Origin of the sequence: Mesorhizobium sp. BR1-1-13 (assembly GCF_020165515.1) — a bacterium.
Taxonomy (GTDB): Bacteria; Pseudomonadota; Alphaproteobacteria; order Rhizobiales; family Rhizobiaceae; genus Mesorhizobium.
Window position 1 is genome coordinate 40,157 of record NZ_JAIUIH010000016.1, and the last position, 18,704, is coordinate 58,860.

General features: G+C 62.9%; 19 protein-coding genes. 7 read left to right on the top strand and 12 right to left on the bottom strand.

What is annotated here, in order from left to right:
* Positions 1-15 precede the first annotated feature (15 nt).
* The 4 genes from LB533_RS27060 to LB533_RS27075 all read left to right on the top strand — a co-directional run bounded on the left by LB533_RS27060 (position 16) and on the right by LB533_RS27075 (position 3,386).
* Complete coding sequence (locus tag LB533_RS27060) at positions 16-672, top strand: HD domain-containing protein (protein ID WP_140642571.1); 657 nt, start codon at positions 16-18, stop codon at positions 670-672.
* A gap of 155 nt (positions 673-827) precedes the next feature.
* A complete protein-coding gene (locus LB533_RS27065; protein ID WP_140642573.1) occupies positions 828-1,265 on the top strand; it encodes a cupin domain-containing protein in 438 nt (145 codons plus the stop codon).
* A gap of 355 nt (positions 1,266-1,620) precedes the next feature.
* The gene (locus LB533_RS27070; RefSeq protein WP_140642575.1) at positions 1,621-2,595 is read left to right on the top strand and encodes a GlxA family transcriptional regulator; all 975 of its coding nucleotides are present in this window, start codon (positions 1,621-1,623) and stop codon (positions 2,593-2,595) included.
* 149 nt (positions 2,596-2,744) lie between these two features.
* Positions 2,745-3,386, top strand: coding sequence for an HD domain-containing protein (locus LB533_RS27075; RefSeq protein WP_140642577.1), 642 nt, complete (start codon positions 2,745-2,747; stop codon positions 3,384-3,386).
* A 93-nt stretch (positions 3,387-3,479) separates the two neighbouring features.
* Here the strand turns inward: LB533_RS27075 and LB533_RS27080 are convergent, their stop codons facing one another.
* The 9 genes from LB533_RS27080 to LB533_RS27120 all read right to left on the bottom strand — a co-directional run bounded on the left by LB533_RS27080 (position 3,480) and on the right by LB533_RS27120 (position 13,927).
* Positions 3,480-4,232 carry a hydroxypyruvate isomerase family protein gene (locus tag LB533_RS27080; RefSeq protein WP_140642579.1) on the bottom strand — a complete coding sequence of 251 codons (753 nt, stop codon included), beginning with the start codon at positions 4,230-4,232 and terminating at the stop codon, positions 3,480-3,482.
* Complete coding sequence (otnC, locus tag LB533_RS27085) at positions 4,232-4,885, bottom strand: 3-oxo-tetronate 4-phosphate decarboxylase (protein ID WP_140642581.1); 654 nt, start codon at positions 4,883-4,885, stop codon at positions 4,232-4,234. Before otnC ends, LB533_RS27080 begins: the two co-directional genes overlap by 1 nt.
* Positions 4,882-6,147, bottom strand: coding sequence for a 3-oxo-tetronate kinase (gene otnK, locus LB533_RS27090; RefSeq protein WP_140642582.1), 1,266 nt, complete (start codon positions 6,145-6,147; stop codon positions 4,882-4,884). Before otnK ends, otnC begins: the two co-directional genes overlap by 4 nt.
* Before the next feature lie 53 nt (positions 6,148-6,200).
* Complete coding sequence (gene denD / locus LB533_RS27095) at positions 6,201-7,187, bottom strand: D-erythronate dehydrogenase (RefSeq protein WP_140642584.1); 987 nt, start codon at positions 7,185-7,187, stop codon at positions 6,201-6,203.
* A gap of 38 nt (positions 7,188-7,225) precedes the next feature.
* Entirely contained in the window at positions 7,226-9,181 is a 1,956-nt protein-coding gene (locus LB533_RS27100) for a hypothetical protein (RefSeq protein WP_140642586.1), read from the bottom strand.
* 15 nt (positions 9,182-9,196) lie between these two features.
* A complete protein-coding gene (locus LB533_RS27105; protein ID WP_140642587.1) occupies positions 9,197-10,162 on the bottom strand; it encodes an ABC transporter permease in 966 nt (321 codons plus the stop codon).
* Positions 10,159-12,066 carry a sugar ABC transporter ATP-binding protein gene (locus tag LB533_RS27110; RefSeq protein WP_140642589.1) on the bottom strand — a complete coding sequence of 636 codons (1,908 nt, stop codon included), beginning with the start codon at positions 12,064-12,066 and terminating at the stop codon, positions 10,159-10,161. The genes LB533_RS27105 and LB533_RS27110 overlap by 4 nt, the downstream gene beginning before the upstream one ends.
* Before the next feature lie 79 nt (positions 12,067-12,145).
* On the bottom strand, positions 12,146-13,129 hold the full coding sequence (locus LB533_RS27115; RefSeq protein WP_140498327.1) for a substrate-binding domain-containing protein: 984 nt from the start codon (positions 13,127-13,129) through the stop codon (positions 12,146-12,148).
* 51 nt (positions 13,130-13,180) lie between these two features.
* Positions 13,181-13,927 carry a FadR/GntR family transcriptional regulator gene (locus tag LB533_RS27120; protein WP_140642591.1) on the bottom strand — a complete coding sequence of 249 codons (747 nt, stop codon included), beginning with the start codon at positions 13,925-13,927 and terminating at the stop codon, positions 13,181-13,183.
* Between the two features lie 169 nt (positions 13,928-14,096).
* Between LB533_RS27120 and LB533_RS29960 the strand changes: the two genes are divergently transcribed.
* Entirely contained in the window at positions 14,097-14,231 is a 135-nt protein-coding gene (locus LB533_RS29960; RefSeq protein WP_263487724.1) for a hypothetical protein, read from the top strand.
* 109 nt (positions 14,232-14,340) lie between these two features.
* Here LB533_RS29960 and LB533_RS27125 read toward each other — a convergent pair whose 3' ends face one another.
* Both LB533_RS27125 and LB533_RS27130 read right to left on the bottom strand, forming a co-directional pair.
* Positions 14,341-14,943: an NADPH-dependent F420 reductase gene (locus LB533_RS27125; RefSeq protein ID WP_140642593.1), complete on the bottom strand. Its 603-nt coding sequence runs from the start codon at positions 14,941-14,943 to the stop codon at positions 14,341-14,343.
* A gap of 87 nt (positions 14,944-15,030) precedes the next feature.
* On the bottom strand, positions 15,031-15,765 hold the full coding sequence (locus tag LB533_RS27130; RefSeq protein ID WP_140524721.1) for an SDR family NAD(P)-dependent oxidoreductase: 735 nt from the start codon (positions 15,763-15,765) through the stop codon (positions 15,031-15,033).
* A gap of 277 nt (positions 15,766-16,042) precedes the next feature.
* Between LB533_RS27130 and LB533_RS27135 the strand changes: the two genes are divergently transcribed.
* Together LB533_RS27135 and LB533_RS27140 are read left to right on the top strand one after the other, a co-directional pair.
* Positions 16,043-16,939: a LysR family transcriptional regulator gene (locus tag LB533_RS27135; protein WP_140642595.1), complete on the top strand. Its 897-nt coding sequence runs from the start codon at positions 16,043-16,045 to the stop codon at positions 16,937-16,939.
* 61 nt (positions 16,940-17,000) lie between these two features.
* On the top strand, positions 17,001-17,624 hold the full coding sequence (locus tag LB533_RS27140) for a GNAT family N-acetyltransferase (protein WP_224557149.1): 624 nt from the start codon (positions 17,001-17,003) through the stop codon (positions 17,622-17,624).
* Between the two features lie 112 nt (positions 17,625-17,736).
* On the opposite strand, the gene LB533_RS27145 is transcribed toward LB533_RS27140, so the two are convergent.
* Complete coding sequence (locus LB533_RS27145; RefSeq protein WP_140642597.1) at positions 17,737-18,576, bottom strand: hypothetical protein; 840 nt, start codon at positions 18,574-18,576, stop codon at positions 17,737-17,739.
* Positions 18,577-18,704 lie beyond the last annotated feature (128 nt).

Genomic DNA, 18,704 nt, shown 5'->3' on the forward strand with positions numbered 1-18,704 from the left:
GGAAAGGACGAAACAATGACCACTCCGCGCGCCAATGCTCTCGTCATTCCCGATTCCGTGCTCGCGAAAGAGGCGACAGACATACTGCGCGAGCATTCCACCGATCTGCTCTTTAATCACTCGATCCGCGTCTACCTGTTTGCGGTTGAGCAAGGTCGCCAAACGAAATTCCGCTTCGACAGCGAACTTCTATACGTGGCGGCCGCCTTTCACGACCTCGGCCTCATCAAGGAGTTCTCGAGCCCGGACGAACGCTTCGAGGTGGATGGCGCGAATGCCGCGCGGCAGTTTCTCAACGCCCACAACGTCCCTGAAGACCAGGTGCAGGCCGTCTGGGAGTCAATCGCGCTGCACACCACCCCGGGTATCCCTAAGCATATGCGCTCGGAAGTGGCGCTGCTCAATTCGGGTGTTCTTCTCGACGTGCTGGGGGTGGGCTTCGACCAGTTTCCAGCCGAGGTCCGCGAGGAAATCGTCGCCAAGTACCCGCGCATAAACTTCAAGGAAGGCTTCGTCCGGGAATATTTTGCGGGCTTCGCGCACAAACCCGCGACCACCTACGGGACGGTCAACGCCGGCGTCTGCGAACGTTTCATCCCTGGGTTCAAGAGCCCGAACGCTTGCGATCTGATCGCCGCGTCTCCGTTCCCGGATTCTCCATCACAAAGCTGAACATCATGAGAAGGATCATTCCCATGCGCGTTAGCACATACCGCAGCCCGGACGATATCAATAGCGTAGGTGAGGTCACCGGGAGAGTAGGTGCGGTGATACCCGTCAGTGGATCGGGCCATTGGCTCCATGCTCCGACGAAGCTTGCAGGCAATATGTTGAAGGCAGTGACGAAAGCACTGCGCCCGGCTCCAGTTGCCCTGCTGGCAGCAGCGATCGCTCTGGGGGGCTCGCCTGCCATCGCGCATGACCGGGAACAAGTGAGACCGGCGTTCGAGCACGCACTCCCGAATATCGAAGGCAAGAGGTTAGTCGCCGTCGTCGTGAGTTATTCTCCCGGGAGCAAGTCGCTGGCTCATCACCACGCAGCTTCGGCATTCATCTACGCCTATGTGCTATCCGGGGCCGTCCGCAGTCAGGTCGACGACGGTCCTGCAAAGGTCTACCACGCAGGCGAGAGCTTTTATGAAATGCCCGGCTCACATCACAGGGTCAGCGAGAACGCGAGCGACAAGGAGCCAGCCAGCTTGTTGGCAGTCTTCGTCGTCGACTCCAAGGACAATTCCTTGACGCTGCCGGACAAGGCGCCGTGATCAAGATCATGCGGCGATAAGCTCACCCGCGGCGTCGATCTTCGTCGCCGCGAGATAACTTATTGTGGTAATGAGAGCCAATCGGGCAAGGACAGAGGTCCACAGCAATTCTGGACTTGAGGGTAGCATGAGCGGCCGCCCGGCTTGCCAACATTCACGGAGATCGGACGCCGTCAATGGCGCGAGGCAATCGAGTTAGGGAGGCTGCGACGCCATTCGCATGCCCAATGATGATCAACGTTCATCTCTCATTGTTGGCCCAACTCGCGAGGGTCGGCTTATCCGCACTCGCAGGCCTTTTACCGTATCCCCGTTCCCTGCATAATACCGCACCAGACTGGAGGGGCCGTGAGGGGTGCCAGTACAAGCTGTCGCGATCGTCGTCTATGAGGGGGTCCAGGCACTCGACGTGGCCGGGCCGATGGACGTCTTCAGCGAGGCGAACACCTTTCTGGGCAGCGCCGATCGCTATGAGACGGTATTGATTGCCGCTCACCGCAACCCGCTGCGTGCATCGAGCGGCATGCGCATGGTGGCCGACCTGACCTTCGACGAGGCGGCGGGTGGCTTCGACATCATTCTGGTAGCCGGCACACCTACGCCGCCGGAAGCGGAGCCCAAACCGGGTCTGGTTCAGTGGGTCAAGGAGTTGCCGTGGCGCTCAAGCGTTTATGGGTCCATCTGCACCGGGGCCTTTGTCCTTGGCTATGCTGGTCTCTTGGACGATCGGCGGGTCACAACCCATTGGCAGGACGCGCAGGCGCTGGCCGAAAGGTTCCCGAAAGCCAAAGTCGAACCGGATCTGATTTATGTCCGCGATGGACGGCTGATCACCGCGGCAGGCGTGACTGCGGGGATAGATTTGGGCCTGGCGCTCGTGGGGCAGCGGCACGGCGCGGAAATCGCGCTCAAGGTCGCCAAGCGGCTGGTCGTCGTTGCCCAGCGCCAGGGCGGACAGTCGCAGTTCAGCCCCTATCTCACGGCACCGGCCGATCCAGCGGCGCCGATCGCGCGCATCCAGGACCATGTCATGGCCAATATCGGGGGCCGCCACACGCTGGAGTCGCTCGCCGCTGTCGTCGGCATGAGCCCCCGGAACCTGGCCCGACATTTCGTGCAAGCGACCGGGATAACGCCCCACGAATTCATCGAGCGCGCCCGCGTCGATGCGGCGCGCATGATCCTGGAAGGAACCGATCGGCCGCTGAAGACCGTCGCCTTCGATTGCGGCTTCGGGTCTGCGGACCGGCTGAGGATCGTCTTCAGCACTCGCCTTGGCGTCACTCCCGTTCAATATCGCGCCAGCTTCCGGCGGACTGACTCGGAATAGATCTGCCGCGAAGGTTCAGACGGGCATTTGTCAGGAAACGACGTACGGCTGTCCTGATCCGAAGGATTCTGTTCGTTGTCCGAAGCAGGGCGCTACTGCGAAATACCGGCACGTCCACTGGCCGGTTACCCAACTAAGGAGAGCGTTCCATGTCCGAGATCATCGCCGGCATCCGCCTGCCAGACAGTGCTATCGCGCGGGCGGCCACGAACCTCGTGCGCGATACAGAAGACGACCTGCTCTACAACCATAGCCGGCGCGTCTTCTTCTGGGGCGCGCTGACCGGCGAGCGACTCGGTCTGAAATATGATCCGGAGCTACTTTACCTTGGCGCCATGTTCCACGACATGGGCCTCACCGAGAAATATGCGAGCCCCGACCTGCGCTTCGAGGTCGACGGTGCTAATGCCGCGCGCGATTTCATGAAGAGCTACGGCGTGCCGGAGCGTGATATCGAGGACGTCTGGACTGCAATCGCGCTCCACACGACGCCCGGCATCCCCGAGCATATGCGCCCAACAATCGCGCTGGTGACCGCCGGTGTGGAAATGGACGTGCTCGGCATCGCCTATCACGATTTCACGCATCTGCAGCGCGACCATGTCTGCGTGCATCATCCGCGCGAGACGAACTTCAAGGAGAACATCATAGATCACTTCGCCAACGGCATTGTCAGGAAACCGCTGACGACGTTCGGGAATGTGAAGGCCGACGTGCTGGCGCTGAAGGACATGAACTATGTCCGCCAAAACTTCTGCTCGATCATCCTCGGCTCAGCTTGGCCAAGTTGACTTATTGGTTGCCGAGCAAAGAACGCTGAAATAGGCGCGAACTGTGTTTTTCTCACGTAATCGTTGCAGGCCAGCAAGGACGCGCACTCAGACCTAGTGGTCGAAACGCTTCATCCAAGCAAAGGAATCGGTAGTGGGGCGATATTCGGCGCCGAATGCGCCATCATAGCCGGCGTCCGCGATTGCGCGCAGGAGCCAGCCATAGTCCACCTCGCCGTGATCGGGCTCGCTACGATCCGGTACGGCGGCGAATTGGATATGGCCGATCTTGTCGGAAAATTGCCTTACCGAGTTAAGCAAATCGCCTTGAATGATCTGCATGTGATAGCAGTCGAACATTACTTTTACCGCACCGTCTGTCGCATCGATCACACGCAATGCAGTGGAAAGGTCGGCGAGGAAATAGCCCGGCGCATCGCGCGGGTTCAGGGGCTCGATCAATATACCGATGTTGTGCCGTGCCGCCGTCTTCGAAGCGTACCGCAAATTGCCGGTGAACGTCGCGAAGGCTTCGTCACCGATTGCCTTTCCTGCCATCACATGGATGTTGCGACAGCCTGTTACGGCTGCCCATTCAATCGCCTGGTCGATCGCCGCGCGCGCTTCCGTTTCACGGCCCGGCAGCGCGGAGAGGCCGAAATCGCCCGCCCCAACATCCCCCCGGGCCGTGTTGATGCCAAGCAGCGGAAGACCGGTTTCGGCGAGCAGCGCCGCGACCACCGATGCGTCGGTATCGTAAGGCCAATGCATCTCGACCGCCGCGAAACCGCGCCGCTTGGCGGCGCGGATCGCATCCGGAAGCGCTAGGTCACGAAAGAGAAATCCCAGATTGGCCGAAAGTTGCATCAGTCGTCCCACTCCACGTCAAAGTGTTCCACCAACTCGCGAATTTGCGGAGCCGCGAGGATCCTGGGCCGCAAGCCCTGGGTGAGAAGCGTGAGCTTGGCCGTTTCCTCAAGTTCCTCCATCGCGTAGGAGGCGGCTTCGAGATCCTTGCCGGCGACGACGGGTCCGTGGTGGGCCAGCAATACGGCCGACCGTTTCCCGGCGAGTCCGCGCACGGCGTCTGCCATCGCCGGGTCGCCGGGCCGGATGTAGGGCAGCAGTTTCACCTTTCCCAGCCGCATGATCGAATAGGCCGTCAGCGGCTTGAAGACGCTGTCGGGATCGATGTCTGGCAGAAGCGAAACCGCGACAGAATGGGTCGAATGAAGATGGACGACCGCTCCGGTGCGCGCACCGCGCGTCTCGTAGAACGCCTGATGCAGCGGCATCTCTTTCGTAGGCCTGTCACCGTCCACGAACCGCCCCTGCGCATCGAACAGCGACAGGCGGGCGGGGTCGAGCGCGCCAAAGGACGATCCTGTCGGCGTCACGAGCAGCCGACCATCGCCGAGCCGGGCGGAGATGTTCCCCGAGCTTCCCGCAGTGAGGCCGCGCGCGAACATGGACGCAGCGATGCTGCAGATCTGATCCCTGAGTCTTGTTTCATCGCTCATCGTAGAACGCCTCCCGTAAGGACGTCGGCTGCCTTTTCGAAGAACCCGGCCGAGCCGAAATTGCCCGATTTAAGGGCGAGCACCATATCCGGGTCACGGGCCTTCAACGCCGGAACACCGGGGTCGATCTCCGGTCCGATCTCGAATGACGAAATGTTGAGCGCCGATACGACGGCCCCCGATGTCTCGCCGCCCGCCGTAACCAGCCGGCGTACGCCACGCGCCGAAAGCTGACGCGCCAGTTCGCCGAAAAAACCTTCAACCGCCGTCGCGACTCGCTCCTTCCCGTAGCGGTTCTGTGCGGCGGCGACGGCTTCGGGCTCGGCCGACGAGAACACCAGTGGCAAGCCGTGGTGCTGGTGATCGATCGCCCACTCGGCATATTCAACAGAATTGGCCGTGCCGTCCACGACCGCATCCACCTCCACAACGCGCGTCGGATGACTTTTCCGGTGCTCGGCAATCTGGCGCCGGCTCATGGTCGAGCACGAACCGCAAAGCGCGGCCCCTGGCCCCTGTATTCCCTTCCAATGCGTGGCCGCCGTGCCGATCAACCCGGCCAGACGAAAGTTGGCCGGAAGTCCCAGCGCTATTCCCGAACCGCCGCTGAGCAGGACATCGGCTTCGGCAGCCTCGCCAATGGCGATAAGGTCCTTGTCCTGGATGGCGTCGACCACGACGTAGCGAGAGCCCCTGGCGGATGCCGCCTCCAGCGCGTCTCTGATCGGGCCGCTTCCTTCCGCCACGACGCTGTAGGGGACATGACCGATCGCGCGCCTGGTCTGTCGCGAAAGCCAACGCCGCAGATCGGGATCCGTCATCGGCGTAAGCGGATGCTTCTCCATGCCGGATTCGCTCAACAGCCGATCGTTGACGAAAAGATGCCCCTGGTAGATCGACCGGCCGGTTGCGGGAAACGCCGGACAGACGATCGCGCGTGCCGCTCCCAGCGCGTCGCCAAGAGCGTCCAGCACGGGACCGATATTGCCTTCGGGCGTCGAGTCGAATGTCGAGCAGTACTTGAACAGATATTGGCGGCAGCCTTGGCGTCGAAGCCACTCCAGCGCCGCGAGCGACTGCTTCACCGCCTCCGAGCCGGATATCGTTCTGGTCTTCAGGGCAACGACGCCCGCGTCAACCGAGCGGTCGGAGGCGGTGTTGGGAACGCCGTTGTACTGGACCGTGCGCATGCCCCCCTTGGCGAGTGTGTTGGCCAAGTCGGAGGACCCGGTGAAATCATCGCCTATGCAGCCCAGAAGCATCGGAATTTCCCAGTTTCAACTTTCACGGAACTTTGGCGGCCATGCCCTAGCGGTTAAGGGATGGTCTTCGGGGCGTCGTCCGCCAGGTAAACCGCGATCAGTTCGTCGACCGTGCTTTCGGCCACAAAGCCCAGACTGGTGGCCAGCCTGGGCGTGAAGGATTTCGGCCACCCGGCAATAATGGCCTCGATCGCCTCGTCCGGCTTGCGGTCTATCAACGACTCGGCTTCGGCCCCTGCCACGTGGCGGAGCGCGGCAATCTGGTCGGAGACCGTGGCCGCGACACCCGGCATGTTCAGCGTGCGCCGGGCGCCCAGCGCGGATGTATCGAGCATCGCGGCATGGATGAGGAAGGCTACCGCCGAGCGCGGGCTCGCCAGCCAATGCTTGACGGTCTCCTTCACCGGCAGCACGGAGCGCTGCCCGGCGAGTGGCTCGCGCAGGATGCCGGAGAAGAAGCCCGAGGCTGCCGCGTTGGGAGCGCCGGGCCGAATGACGATCGTCGGGAGGCGTATCCCGACGCCGTCGAGGAAGCCGCGGCGCGAGTAGTCGGCCAGCAACAGCTCGGATATCGCCTTCTGGGTGCCGTAGCTGGTCAGCGGGGCAAGGATGTAGTCGTCGGGAATAGGGTCAGGCAGAGGCGCGCCATAGACAGCAACCGAGGAGGTGAACACCAGCCTCGGGATATATTTCCGCCGGGTTCCTTCCAGCCGGATCGCCTCGAAAAGAGCGCGCGTGCCGTCCATATTAATCCGGTAGCCCTTCTCGAAATCGCGTTCCGCTTCGCCGGACACGATGGCCGCGAGATGGAAGATCACATCCGCACGGCGCGCGGTCAGATCCTGCGCTGCGCCGGGAGCGGAAATATCGGCGGCAATGGCTTCGACAAAACCTATGTCACCGGTTGGCACCGGCGGCTCCGTCACGTCCGCCAGCGTCATCCGGTCGATCTTTCGATCTCCAAGCGATGCTGTCCGCGAAAGCTCGGCCGCGAGTTTGCGGCCGATCATTCCACCAGCGCCAATGATGAGTATATGCATGGATGCTCCGTTCTCTTGGACTGGTTTGTGATGCCGCTTCAGACCTGCCTGAGCGCGCGCACGACTGCGTAGGCTTCGAGCGACAGCGTTTGCGTTCCGTCATGCGTCAGCCGATCGAGCAGATCCGGTTGGCGCGATGCCGCGACGAAAGATGAGGCGTCAAGAATTGCAGCGCGCGCGAAGCCCTCGGGGAGGCGCACCTCCAGCGCGTTGGGCGAGGGGTTGCATAACCACAGCTCGGTGCCTTTTTCGGTAACTGCCGCGATCCCTCGCACTGCGCCAGGGACCGACGATCGCAGCGGACGGAGCGGGCAGCCTTTGAGCTTCGCCAGGCCTCGCACGATGTGCCAGACAGGATAGAACTCGCCCTTGCCTTCGAACCAGGGCTGCGGAAACGACGTCGGCACGGAGAGGACGCCGAACGGGCCGACCGCGGCGCCGAGCGCGATGGCCGCCGCGCCGCCTTCCGCGAAGGCGGCGAAGTAGCCGAGGTTCCAGGCCGCTCCCATGACGCCCCGCTGGCGCGGATCATTGAAATTGACCGCCTGCCGGATGTTGGCGGGATTGGCGACCGGCGCTTCACCATAGGGATTGTCGCGCAACCCGATTGCGGACGGCCCAACGGAATATGGGCGGCCCTTGGCGATCGCCGGCACGGTCCTGGCAATATGCGGCAGGCATTCGAGCGTCTCCATCAAGGAGCGGTCGTCACCAGCGTGGAAGATCGCCGCCGTCGTGAATGTCACGAGGTCTATCGCCTCGGCCGGGGGACGTTTGCGGTTGAGCTCGGTGAAGAAGCTGAACATGCCTCCGCCGATGCGAGATCCGGGGAAGGCCGCGCGCGCGGCCGTATAGAGCTTCGCCGCATCCGGCGCTGGCGGCCAGATGCTGCCGGGCAGCGTGCATTTAAGATCGGGTGCGGGCGACACCAGAACCGTCGTGAAGCGATGATCGAGCCTCGCGGCCACCTTGCCCAGGGAGTCGATTTCCGCCGCGGCGCCAGCATCGTCGACATGCTCGACCACTGCTTCGAGCCAGGGTTGGGCGCCCATTGCGATGGCGACCTCGACCTGCCTCGCCAGCGTTTCGGCATCGTGGCCGCGCCGCGGATCGTGATGGCAGATGACATGGGCGATGCCGAGCTGGGCAAGCGTCTCGACATGCCGCAATACGGCCGAAGCGTCCTCGGGCTGCAATCCGACGCCGAGAGGTGGAATCGCGTCCGCCGCCTCGCCGAGCGTCAGGGCGGCGAGGCCTCCCGGTTGACGCGACGGACCCTTGGGAGAGCCCTTGACGGTCAGGGTGATCTTCTGTTCGACGACCTCGCCGGGCTCGATCCTGTACGGCCAGGGCAGAGCGAGCGGACGAACATAGGTCTTGTAGGAGGCGTCGGTCCAGTTCCGCTGGTCCTCCATCTCGAACGCGTCGCCCTCCATAAGGCAGCTGACCCCCAGCCCGCCGGGAGTACGGTGCGAGATTTCACGCAGATCCATCATCGGCTGCACCGGATCGATCTCCACAGGAAACCGTGTCTCGACCCTCTCGCCGCTTGTGTGCGTGATCGTGGCGGCCGCGCCGCTTATGCCCTCTATGGGATGCAAGACGACAAAGCCGGTCCGGTTCGTGAGAAGCCCGGTCGGCGTGGTTCCGCGAGCCGAATAGGTCAGAACGCCGGCCGCGGTACCAGCGATGGCCACGTCATAGCCGAAGGTCTCGCCTTTGCTGGCAACGCTTGCGCGATAAGCCACACGAAAGCGATCGTCGTCCTTTTCGACGACCAGGTCGGTGATTTTCGGAATGAGCGTCGCCCAGTCCTTGTCGCGGACCACGAACGAGATTGCGCGGATCACCTCTTCGCCATGCATGCGGAAGTCGCGCAGGTTCGCGCCGTCGAAAAGCACGCTGAGGGGCCCGGCGCTCAGTAGCCGCTCCTCTGCCGGTAGTTCTTCGGTGCCGTAGAGGCGGACGGCGCGGGAAGGATCGGACTGTGTCATAGGATTCTCCTGGTCTCAAACGCGGCGCGATTTCCAGGTGATGAGGCGCTCGGCCAGCAAGGCGAGGATGATGATGGCGCCGATGGCGGTCCCCTGCCAGAACGGCGAGACGCCGAGCAGGTTGAGGCCATTGCGGATCATCACCATGATCAGAACCCCCATCAGCGTGCCGAATATCGTGCCTCGTCCGCCGTAGAGGCTCGCGCCACCGATGACCACGGCCGCGATGGCGTCGAGTTCAAGCTGGTTCCCCCCGATCGGGTCAGCCGACATGATCTGCGCCAGCGAAAAGGTCATCGCCGTCGCCGAAAGGGCACCGGACGCCACGTAGGGAAAGATCGAGTAGAAGAGGGTGTTGAGGCCGGCCGCCCGGGCGGCTTCGATGTTCGAGCCGACCGCGTAGATGGTTCGCCCGCCCTTGGAATATGTCAGCCACGCCCAGGTGGCGAGGTAGAGCGCGATGAGGAAGATGACGTTGGCGGGGATGCCCAGCAGGTTCGTGTAGACGATATTCTGGAGCCCCATGGGCAGTCCCGAAATCGAGCGCTGTCCCGACACGATGTAGGCGAGACTGCGCCCCATCGCCATGACCCCGAGCGTCACCACGAAGGGCGCCAGGCCGAACACTGCGATGAGAACGCCGGAGAAAAGCCCGATCAGGGCGCCGCAACCTATGGCGAGCGCGATCGCCACCGGAATGGGGAATTCCTTCAGGAGCAGGGCGAGGATGATGCCGGTCACGCCCGCTACCGACCCGACGGAAAGGTCGATGCCGCCAGTCAGGATCACCAGGGTCATGCCGACGGCAACTATGCCAAGTACCACCGATTGGTCGAGTATGTTGAACATGTTCCGCTCGGTGAAGAAGTGCGGCGAGATGAACGACAGGATCACCGCAAGCACCATGGCGAGGCAGAGCATCCGGAACTCAAGCGTGCTGGCGAATCTGGGCGTCGCAAAGGATCGTGTGGGCGCGTTCATGTGTCGATCTTTTCGTCTTGAGGTGTATCGAACAGGCCGGCGATCCGGGCCGACAGGGCCCCGGCGTCCGGCAGCCCGGAGCCGGCCGGCAGGCTGAGCCCGATCCATCCCAGATTGTGCCCCCGGCGATTGGACAGTGGTGCAAGCAAGGTAGAGCGGCCGTCATTCTCGGTCACGATACCGGGTTGACGCCTTCCAAGCGCGAGGGGGATTGCCGTCTCCTGCGCAAGATAGACATGCCCGGCCGCGAGTCCCATCGTTGCAGCCGGCGTACCCTCGGCGAGGGCGAGGCAGACGAACCGGTCGTCGTCGATCAATCCCCAGAATGCCGTGCCGCCGTGGCCGGCGACAAGATCGCGCAGGAATGCCGTGTTGCGCTCGGCTGAGCTTCGGGGCGCGGCGAGCAGCGTCAGGCTCTCTTCGCTCAGTCGCGAGGCGGGCAGGTCGGCGATGGTATAGCCGTCACTCACCACGACGACCCGCTCGCAGATCCCCAGTAGTTCCTGGAAATCCGAGGAGATCACGACTACGGCTATCCCCCTTTCGGCCACTTCGCGCAGCAGTTCGTAGATTGCCTGGCGTGTCCCTATGTCGACGCCTTTCGTGGGCTCGTCGAGGATGAGCACTTCGGGCTCGATCAGCAGCCAGCGCGCGATGATGATCTTCTGCTGCATGCCGCCAGAGAAGTGCAGAAGGTTTGCATCCATGCGGTCGGTCGGAAGGTCGAGACGCGAAATCAGCTCGTTGGCCTGCTTGCGGCGCGCCGAATGGCCCCGCCCGAAACCCCTGTGCTTGCCCATCTGGGCGAGGAAGAGATTTTCGCCGACCGTCATGTCGGGCACGATGTTCTGGGCCCGCCGGTCCTCGGCGACCATTCCGAGACCGGCGCGGATTGCCGCGATAGGGCTGTTGGGGGCAATCTCCTTGCCGCCGACAAGGACGCGCCCGCGGCTGCGGTGGCGCAGTCCGAATATCGCTTCGGCGCTCTCCGAGCGTCCAGCTCCGACAAGCCCGCCGAGGCCGAGAATTTCACCCCTGCGCACCGTGAACGAGACGTCACGCACGAAAGGTGGGGCTTTGAGCCCAGTTACCTCCAGAGCCATCGGCTGCTCGTTAGTGGTCACTCGCGAGACGGTCTTTCGATACACATTTCCGATGTCGCGTCCCACCATGTGGCGGATGACGTCGGCCTGCGTGAGCCCCGCCGTGGGCACGCTTTCGGCCACGGTCTTGCCCTCGCGCAGGATTGTGACGCGATCGGTGACTGCGAAGACCTCCTCGAGCCGATGCGACACGAAGGCGAGTGCCTTCCCGCTGTTTTTCAGCCGCCCCATGATCTCGAACAGCCGGTCAACCTCGATCGGCGAGAGGGAGGCCGTCGGCTCGTCGAAGATGACAAGGTCGGCGTTGAGGGCCAACGCCTTGGCTATTTCGACGAGTTGGCGTTGCGCTGCCGAGAGCCGGCGCACCTCGATGTCGAGTGGCAGTACGTGGTCGTGGCCAAGTTCCGACAGGATGGTCTGTGCCTTGTGTCGCAACTGGCTGAAAGACAGACGGCCCGGCATCGCGTAGCTGGGCAGGAAGATATTCTCCAGCACGCTCATGTCGGGCGCAAGGCTGGTTTCCTGTGCCACGAGGGCAATGCCGGAACGCAGCGCGTCGCGCGCGGATCCGACGGTCAAGGGAGCACCCTTGAAGAGTATCTCGCCCGACGAAGGCGGCAGGTGTCCGCAAACGATCCGTGACAGCGTCGATTTTCCCGCGCCGTTCGCGCCCAGCAATCCGCAGATCTCGTACCGGCAGAGCGCTATCGACGCGTTGCTGAGCGCGTAGGCGTTCCCGAACAGGCGGGTGACGCCACGAGCCACGAGAAGCGGCTCGGGAATCTTGCTGCTGTCTACCATCCGAGGACACACTCCAAGTGGTACGAATAAAGCGTCCGGGGGAGCGTGCCCCCGGACGGCCTAGTCGGCCAGGCCCCGATTACATCTCGTTGGCGAAGACCGTTTCCTTGATGGTTGGAAGCTCCTGCTCGATGTTCTTGCTGGTCACGATCTTGATCGGCACGAGAATTTTCTTTTCGGGAGTCTTGCCGCCGAGATGGTCAACCATCGCGCGTCCCGATTCCTGACCCATCAGATATGGCTGCTGCATGCCCGAAACGACCAGTTCGCCCGACTGCAGCAACGGCACGAATTCCGGCACGCCGTCGAAACCGGCAACCAGCACGTCGCCGGTGAGGCGGGCCGCCTTGATTGCCTGCAAGGCGCCCAGCGTCGGGCCGTCGGTCTGGACGAAGAGGCCCTTCATGTCCGGATTCGCGGTCGTCATATCCTGCGTGAACTTGAAGGTTTCGTCCGCGGTGTAGGTCTGCATCTGCTGCAGCCCGGCTTCCTTGGTGATGCCAGCCTCTGTCATCGCGTCCTTGAAGCCCTTGGTGCGGGCCTGGCCGTTGAGGCGGGCCTGGCTGATGCCGACAATGCCCACGCTGCCGTCCTGCTTGCCGGCGGCCTTCATTGCCTCGGCCAGCGCTTTGCCGACGCCGTTCGCGCCCTGATAATTGTCAGAGATGATGAAGGACACATAGTCGCCGCTGTCCGTGCCGATGTCGGCGATGACCACGGGAATATTTGCCTGCTTGGCGAGATCGAGCACGGCCGGCGCGGTCGAGCTGTCCGTCGGAGAGATGATGATCCCGGCGACGCCGCGGGCGATCGCGTCCTTGGCATTTTTAAGCTGGGTCTGGGCATTGTTGCCCGAATCCAGCGCCTGATAGGTGTAGCCTCCCTTGGTTGCGACATTCTCGATGCCCTTGGAGAGGTATCGCCAGAAGGCAAGGTCGAGGCCTGGAGTCAAATAGACCAACTCCTTGGATTCGGCGAGAGCGGCGGTCGCCGTCCCGGCAATGCCGGTCAGCGCGACAACGCCCGCGAGGGCTGCGGTGGCAAAAAGGCGTCTTGTCAGCATGGAAACTCCTCCTGTTGTGCTGCATGGTTGCCCGGCAATCCGCCCCTATCCTTATCCCTTTCGAGCGGACTGCGTTAGAAGCTGCTTGGTCGTGGTGTAGATGCGTGTTTCGTGCACGGCGAAGGCCCTTGCGGCCGCGTCGGAATCGCGCGCCTCAAGTCCCGCAAGAATGGCACGGTGATCGGCGATGCTCGTTGCGATGCTCGAAGGCTGGGCGACTGCTCGCCGCCGATGGTCGAGAAGGTAGGAATAGAGATCGGCGGCGATATCCGCCAGCGCGGTATTGCCGCCCGCCCGATAGATGGCCGTGTGAAATTCGCGATCGCAAATGAGGAAGCGAACGGGATCGTCGATCGCCGCTTCCTGCGCTTCGATCGACTTTTGCAGGGTTTCGAGCGTCGCGGCTTCAACCCGGACGGCCGCGGCCCGCGCCACCTGATCTTCGATCAGCAACCGCGCCTCATGCACGTCGTCAAGACTGTATCTGGAAATGTCGCGATAGCGGGCCGATTGAACCGCGAGTTCTCCGACTTCCGTCGAGGCCACCACTGTCCGCGTGCCCTGGGCGACGGAAAGGATGCCCTTTGTGGAAAGGATCAGGATCGCACCGCGCACCGTTTCGCGGCTCACCGACAAGGCGCTCGCAAGTTCACGCTCGCTTGGCAGCGGGTCGCCTACGTCAAGAATGCCGGTCGCAATGAATGTCGCGATCTTCTGGACGACGAAGTCCTTCATCGAATGCTTCGGCACGCCGCCAAGCGCACTCCCGTCGTCGGTCAGAATCGCACGTAGATCCATCCGTCCTTACATCCTAAGAGGTCTAGTGGTCCGGTATATGTACCAGTAGGCCTGCTTCAGCTGTGCGTCAATAGCGAGACGCGGCCGTCAAATCTCGGTTGACAAGAGATATTGCTTTGGGGGCCGTGAGAACGCACTCAGCCCGCATACATGGGCCGGATGTGACGAGATGGACGAACGCACAGGCGTCGGCCACGCCGAACTGCTCGATGACGGCTCGATCGAGATCACATTCACCTACCACAACGGCGACGAGGCCATCCTCAAGGCTATACGGCAGACTTCTTCAACAGCAGCCTGCTAGGCCCACCCCAGCTTCGCGACCTTGTGGTCCTCAAATATTCGGTCGCGCGCTGCTCGAAGAAGTTAGCGCGCGACCAGTTCTCGGCGTCGATCACGCGGTCGTAAATCGATTACTGCTCCTTCTTGAACAAATCCTGGAAGATGAGGTGGCCCCAAGTGCGGCCGCGTGCGTGCACCAGCGCGCCACCCTCGTCGAGCTTTCCCAGCTTGACGGGGGCGAACCCGAGTTGTTTGGCCAGGGCCGCCACGGGGGCGGTCGCGTCCTCGTCGTCACCAGACAGAAAGACGACCCGGTGGCCGCCCTCGATGATCGGATCGGCAGCCAGGGTTGCCGCAGCCAGGTGGTTGAACCCTTTGACGAGCTTGGCGCCGGTGAACGCCTTCGCGACGAAGGCCGAGGACGGGAGATCGTCCAGCTCTTCGGGGAGAACTCCAAAAGTGTTCATCGCGTCGATGACCGTCTTGCCTTCCCAGTTCGGCAGGGCCTTCGCGACCTCGCGATGCTCCCAGAACGGGACCGCCAAGATGATTGTGTCGGCCTCGAGCGCATCCCGCAGCGACTTGGCGATGACCGTGGGTCCAATCGCCCGAGCCTGCGGCGCCAATGCCTCGGGCGGCCGGCGGCTCGCGACGGCCACCTTGATGTTCTTACGGGCGAAGGCGTGGGCGAGGGCCTGGCCTATTTTACCGAATCCTACAATTGCGTGGCTCATAATGCTTCTCCGATCCGTGTTGATGTCGATTCCCGGCCCCCAACGGCGCTGGTCAATTGAATGGAGTGACCGGCCGGGCGTGGCGCCTCAGAGTTGCGCAAGGCCGCCGTCGACGGCGACCTCGCTGGCGGTCATGAAGCTGCTGTCCGACGACGCGAGAAAGGCGGCGACGGCCCCGATCTCCGCCGGATCGGCCATTCGCTGGAGCGGCGTCATCGCAGCGAAGACCTTCTGGCCCTCCTCGCCCAGCGCTTCCTTCGCGAGTTCGGTCGCGGTCGCCCCGGGCGATAGCACGTTGACCCGGATGCCGGTGCCCTTCAGGTCCTCCGCCCAGGTCCGCGCGAGGTTGCGCACTGCCGCCTTGCTAGCGCTGTAGGCGCTCATTGCCGCGGCGCCCGTGGTGCCGGCGCTCGATCCGGTCAGGATTATCGAACCGCCCTGGCCCATCAGCGGCAGCGCCTTCTGGACAGTGAAGATCGTACCCTTCACATTGGTGTCGAAGGTTTCGTCAATGTGCTCGGCGGTGATCTCGCCGAGCGCAAGCTGGCTTCCCGCCCCGGCATTGGCGAAGACGATGTCGAGGGTTCCGCGCTCGGCCTTCACCGTCGCGTAGAGTCGGTCGAGGTCGGCCTCATCCGAGACCGAGCCCGTCACCGCGCGGGCATTGGGCCCGAGCTCGGCCAGAGCCGCATCGAGCGTTTCCTGCCGGCGGCCGAAGATGAAGACGAAGGCGCCCTCCTCGATGAAGCGCTTCGCCGCGGCGCGGCCGATGCCGGTAGCGCCGCCCGTGATGACTGCAACCTTACCGTTTAGCTTTCCCATGACTTTTCCTTCCGGGCTCTGCCTTTGATCGTTCGGGAAGAACCCCGAGAGCCTGGAAATAAGTCTGCAAGGGTCAGGCTTTGAGTGCGAAAGTGCGCACATCGGTGGTGCAAAATCGATCCGGTCGGACGACTGCCGCCAGCCGCGACGAATCGGTGTCCGTCGTTCGGAACTGGGTCGCGCTCGTCGACCTAAGCTATGATAACTGCCCACACTGCTGTACCACTGCGTTGGATACGGGCTTTGGAAAGCGCACCGCGCGGTGCGGGATCGCGCCATGATCGACTGGGATGATGTTCGCTATTTTCTGGCGGTGGCGCGCGGAGGCTCGGTGCGGGCTGCCGGCGAGCGCCTCGGTGTGAACCACTCGACCGTGCTGCGACGCGTTGCACAGCTCGAGGAACGCCTCGGCGCGCAGATGTTCGAAAAGCTGCCTTCGGGCTACCGCCTCACGGCTGCGGGCGAGGAGGTGCTCGAGCTCGCGAACCAGATGGAAGCGTCGTCGCACCAGTTGGAGACACGCGTCTTCGGGCGCGACCAGAGCGTGCGCGGGCTTCTGCGGGTGACATTGGCTCCGACCCTCGCGACACACCTGCTCATGCCGGATTTCGCCGAGTTCGCGCGTCTGCATCCGGACATCGAGATGGACGTCTTGTCGTCCGGGGAGCTGGCAAATCTGACCAACCGAGAGGCCGACGTGGCGATCCGCGTCGTCTATGACCGCAAAACCCTGCCGCTCAATCTTCACGGCCTGAAGGGGCCGGAGTTGTTCGGCGGTGTCTATATGTCTAGCGATCGACTGGCCGCCTGGCATGCGGGCGCGGCTGATCCCATCCGGTGGATCGTCATAAGCGTTCATGGAATTCCGGACTGGGCCCGCGAGGGCGAGGTTCGCACCACGGGGGTTCCATTCAGGACCACGGACGCCGAGGCGCAGATCGTTGCTGTACGGCAAGGGCTCGGGATCACGACACTGCCGTGCTTCGTCGGAGATGCCGACCCCCTGCTGGTGAGGGTGCCGGGCACCGACCTGCACATGTACGGAACGCTCTGGCTTCTCACGCAGGGGGAGACACGCAAGACGAAGCGCGTGCGGCTCTTCACGGAATTCGTATCCCGCAGGCTCGCCGCGTACGCTCCGCTTCTTGCGGGACTGTCCATATCGCGCGACTGACCCTTGGCGGGTTGACGGCCTGCCTTGCCGACGGCTTTCTTGGGGAGCTTGCCGGCTGCTTATGATCGGCGCTTTCCGGCTATCATTGGCGCCGCCTCAGGTGGAAAATGCTTCGATGGAAACTGTCCGATTTCCCAGGCTCACGACACCAAGGCTCGTGCTTCGGGCGCCGAGAAAACGGGATATCCCGGCATGGTTTGCGCGCGCGACGGATGTCGAATCCGCCTCTCTTGCCGGCGATCCTGTTCCCGACGACATAAGCGCGGGCGAGCGATGGTTCGCCCGTTCGCGTCAGCGGTTCGCTGACGGTACGGCGATCCAGTGGTCCATAGATGAAGTAGGAGTTTCGGAAGCGGTCGGGACAATAACCCTGTCCTTCGGCGCAATCGACGCCAAGGCAGCTGCATTGGGATTTGTGCTCGCACGTGCGCATTGGGGGCACGGACTGGGCAGCGAGGCGGCGCGCGAAGTTCTCCGCTACGCTTTCGAAACCCTGGCGCTTGAACGGGTGACGGCCGAAGCGGCGGCGCGCAATTTTGCCTCGGTGCGGATATTTGCGAAGCTTGGATTCAAACATGTCGAGAGCTTCATCGATGAGTCCGACGGCGAGCGTTGCGAGCGCTTTACGCTCGACGCGGACATCGGGCCGTCACTGTTGGCGAGCAACGCGATGCCGAACTGCTAGGGCTCTGAGCCATGGCCAATAGCGTTGCTCCGGCGAATCGATACTGAACCTGCGCTTGCGCGCCATTCTCTCGACAAGACCAACGGCTGGACGCGATCCAACGCAGCCACGTTCAGTTGGTGCTGGTTGTGGCTGTGAAGCCGCACTGCTTCTGTTCCATATCGATCTGCTTCGTGATGCGGACGGCGTTCTGTGCGTAGGCTTCCGTCACGGAGCCACTATTCACGGTCTTGTCCTTCAGCGGACTCACGCCTGCGCAGAGGTGGAAAACATGCGGCTCGGTGGACTTCGCGGCTCCGTTTTCGGGCGCGATCCAGTAAACGACATCCTGACCTGCGGGGTGGCTCGCGTCCTTCGTCGCCGCCGCCACCGCGGCGGTGTCCGCCGCGATCGCCTGCGCCTGAGCAGCGACGTCGGGCGAACAGGCAGTGGTGGGCTGCCCAGACTTGATCTGGGCTGCGCATGCGTTCATGTCCTGGGTGTATTGTTCGACCGACGGGGGTTTGAAACTGATCCCCATGACCGTCGCGAGCACGGCCAGCGCAGCACCGACGCCGCCGGCAACCTTCTTTGTCCGTGGATCCATGTTTTTGTCGGTGAGGATCAGGAAAACCAGCGGGAGGAAGGCAATCAGCGTGATGATTGCGCCGAGCTGGTTTTGGAAGAAGAACCTGGCCGTGTCGGATGCGCGGGCCGGATCGTGCCTGTTGGCCGCCTTCCACAGCAAGTTGCCGGCGATTGCGAAAATCGCGATGCCGACCAGAAGGCCGATGATCAGCGGCAGGTGTCCCTGGTCGAATTTGTTCTGGCGAAGCAGCATGATACCGTAGATCTCGCCGCCAATGGCGACAATCCACGAGAGTGCGGCGAAAAGGCGAAGACGCGTGGCGGAGGACTTCTGGCCCTGCGTCGCCTGCCAATCCTTGGTAACGTCTGGCTTGTTGTCGGTCATTGACCAGATCCCCCGATATCGACACTTATGCGGGTGGCGTTACCCGCCTGCGCAGCCTCGTTGAACGTACATTACCTGCCTTAGCGACGCGACGACAATGTGAGCGCCACGGCAGGCCTCATGCTCAT

Coding starts and splice junctions, on each gene's coding strand:
- LB533_RS27140 (WP_224557149.1), top strand. CDS start 17,001: ATGATCGGCGCTTTCCGGCTATCATTGGCGCCGCCTCAGGTGGAAAAT.
- LB533_RS27065 (WP_140642573.1), top strand. CDS start 828: ATGTTGAAGGCAGTGACGAAAGCACTGCGCCCGGCTCCAGTTGCCCTG.
- LB533_RS27130 (WP_140524721.1), bottom strand. CDS start 15,765: ATGGGAAAGCTAAACGGTAAGGTTGCAGTCATCACGGGCGGCGCTACC.
- LB533_RS27135 (WP_140642595.1), top strand. CDS start 16,043: ATGATCGACTGGGATGATGTTCGCTATTTTCTGGCGGTGGCGCGCGGA.
- otnK (WP_140642582.1), bottom strand. CDS start 6,147: ATGCTTCTGGGCTGCATAGGCGATGATTTCACCGGGTCCTCCGACTTG.
- LB533_RS29960 (WP_263487724.1), top strand. CDS start 14,097: ATGGACGAACGCACAGGCGTCGGCCACGCCGAACTGCTCGATGACGGC.
- LB533_RS27105 (WP_140642587.1), bottom strand. CDS start 10,162: ATGAACGCGCCCACACGATCCTTTGCGACGCCCAGATTCGCCAGCACG.
- LB533_RS27125 (WP_140642593.1), bottom strand. CDS start 14,943: ATGAGCCACGCAATTGTAGGATTCGGTAAAATAGGCCAGGCCCTCGCC.
- LB533_RS27110 (WP_140642589.1), bottom strand. CDS start 12,066: ATGGTAGACAGCAGCAAGATTCCCGAGCCGCTTCTCGTGGCTCGTGGC.
- LB533_RS27120 (WP_140642591.1), bottom strand. CDS start 13,927: ATGGATCTACGTGCGATTCTGACCGACGACGGGAGTGCGCTTGGCGGC.
- denD (WP_140642584.1), bottom strand. CDS start 7,187: ATGCATATACTCATCATTGGCGCTGGTGGAATGATCGGCCGCAAACTC.
- LB533_RS27115 (WP_140498327.1), bottom strand. CDS start 13,129: ATGCTGACAAGACGCCTTTTTGCCACCGCAGCCCTCGCGGGCGTTGTC.
- LB533_RS27100 (WP_140642586.1), bottom strand. CDS start 9,181: ATGACACAGTCCGATCCTTCCCGCGCCGTCCGCCTCTACGGCACCGAA.
- LB533_RS27145 (WP_140642597.1), bottom strand. CDS start 18,576: ATGACCGACAACAAGCCAGACGTTACCAAGGATTGGCAGGCGACGCAG.
- LB533_RS27060 (WP_140642571.1), top strand. CDS start 16: ATGACCACTCCGCGCGCCAATGCTCTCGTCATTCCCGATTCCGTGCTC.
- LB533_RS27080 (WP_140642579.1), bottom strand. CDS start 4,232: ATGCAACTTTCGGCCAATCTGGGATTTCTCTTTCGTGACCTAGCGCTT.
- otnC (WP_140642581.1), bottom strand. CDS start 4,885: ATGAGCGATGAAACAAGACTCAGGGATCAGATCTGCAGCATCGCTGCG.
- LB533_RS27075 (WP_140642577.1), top strand. CDS start 2,745: ATGTCCGAGATCATCGCCGGCATCCGCCTGCCAGACAGTGCTATCGCG.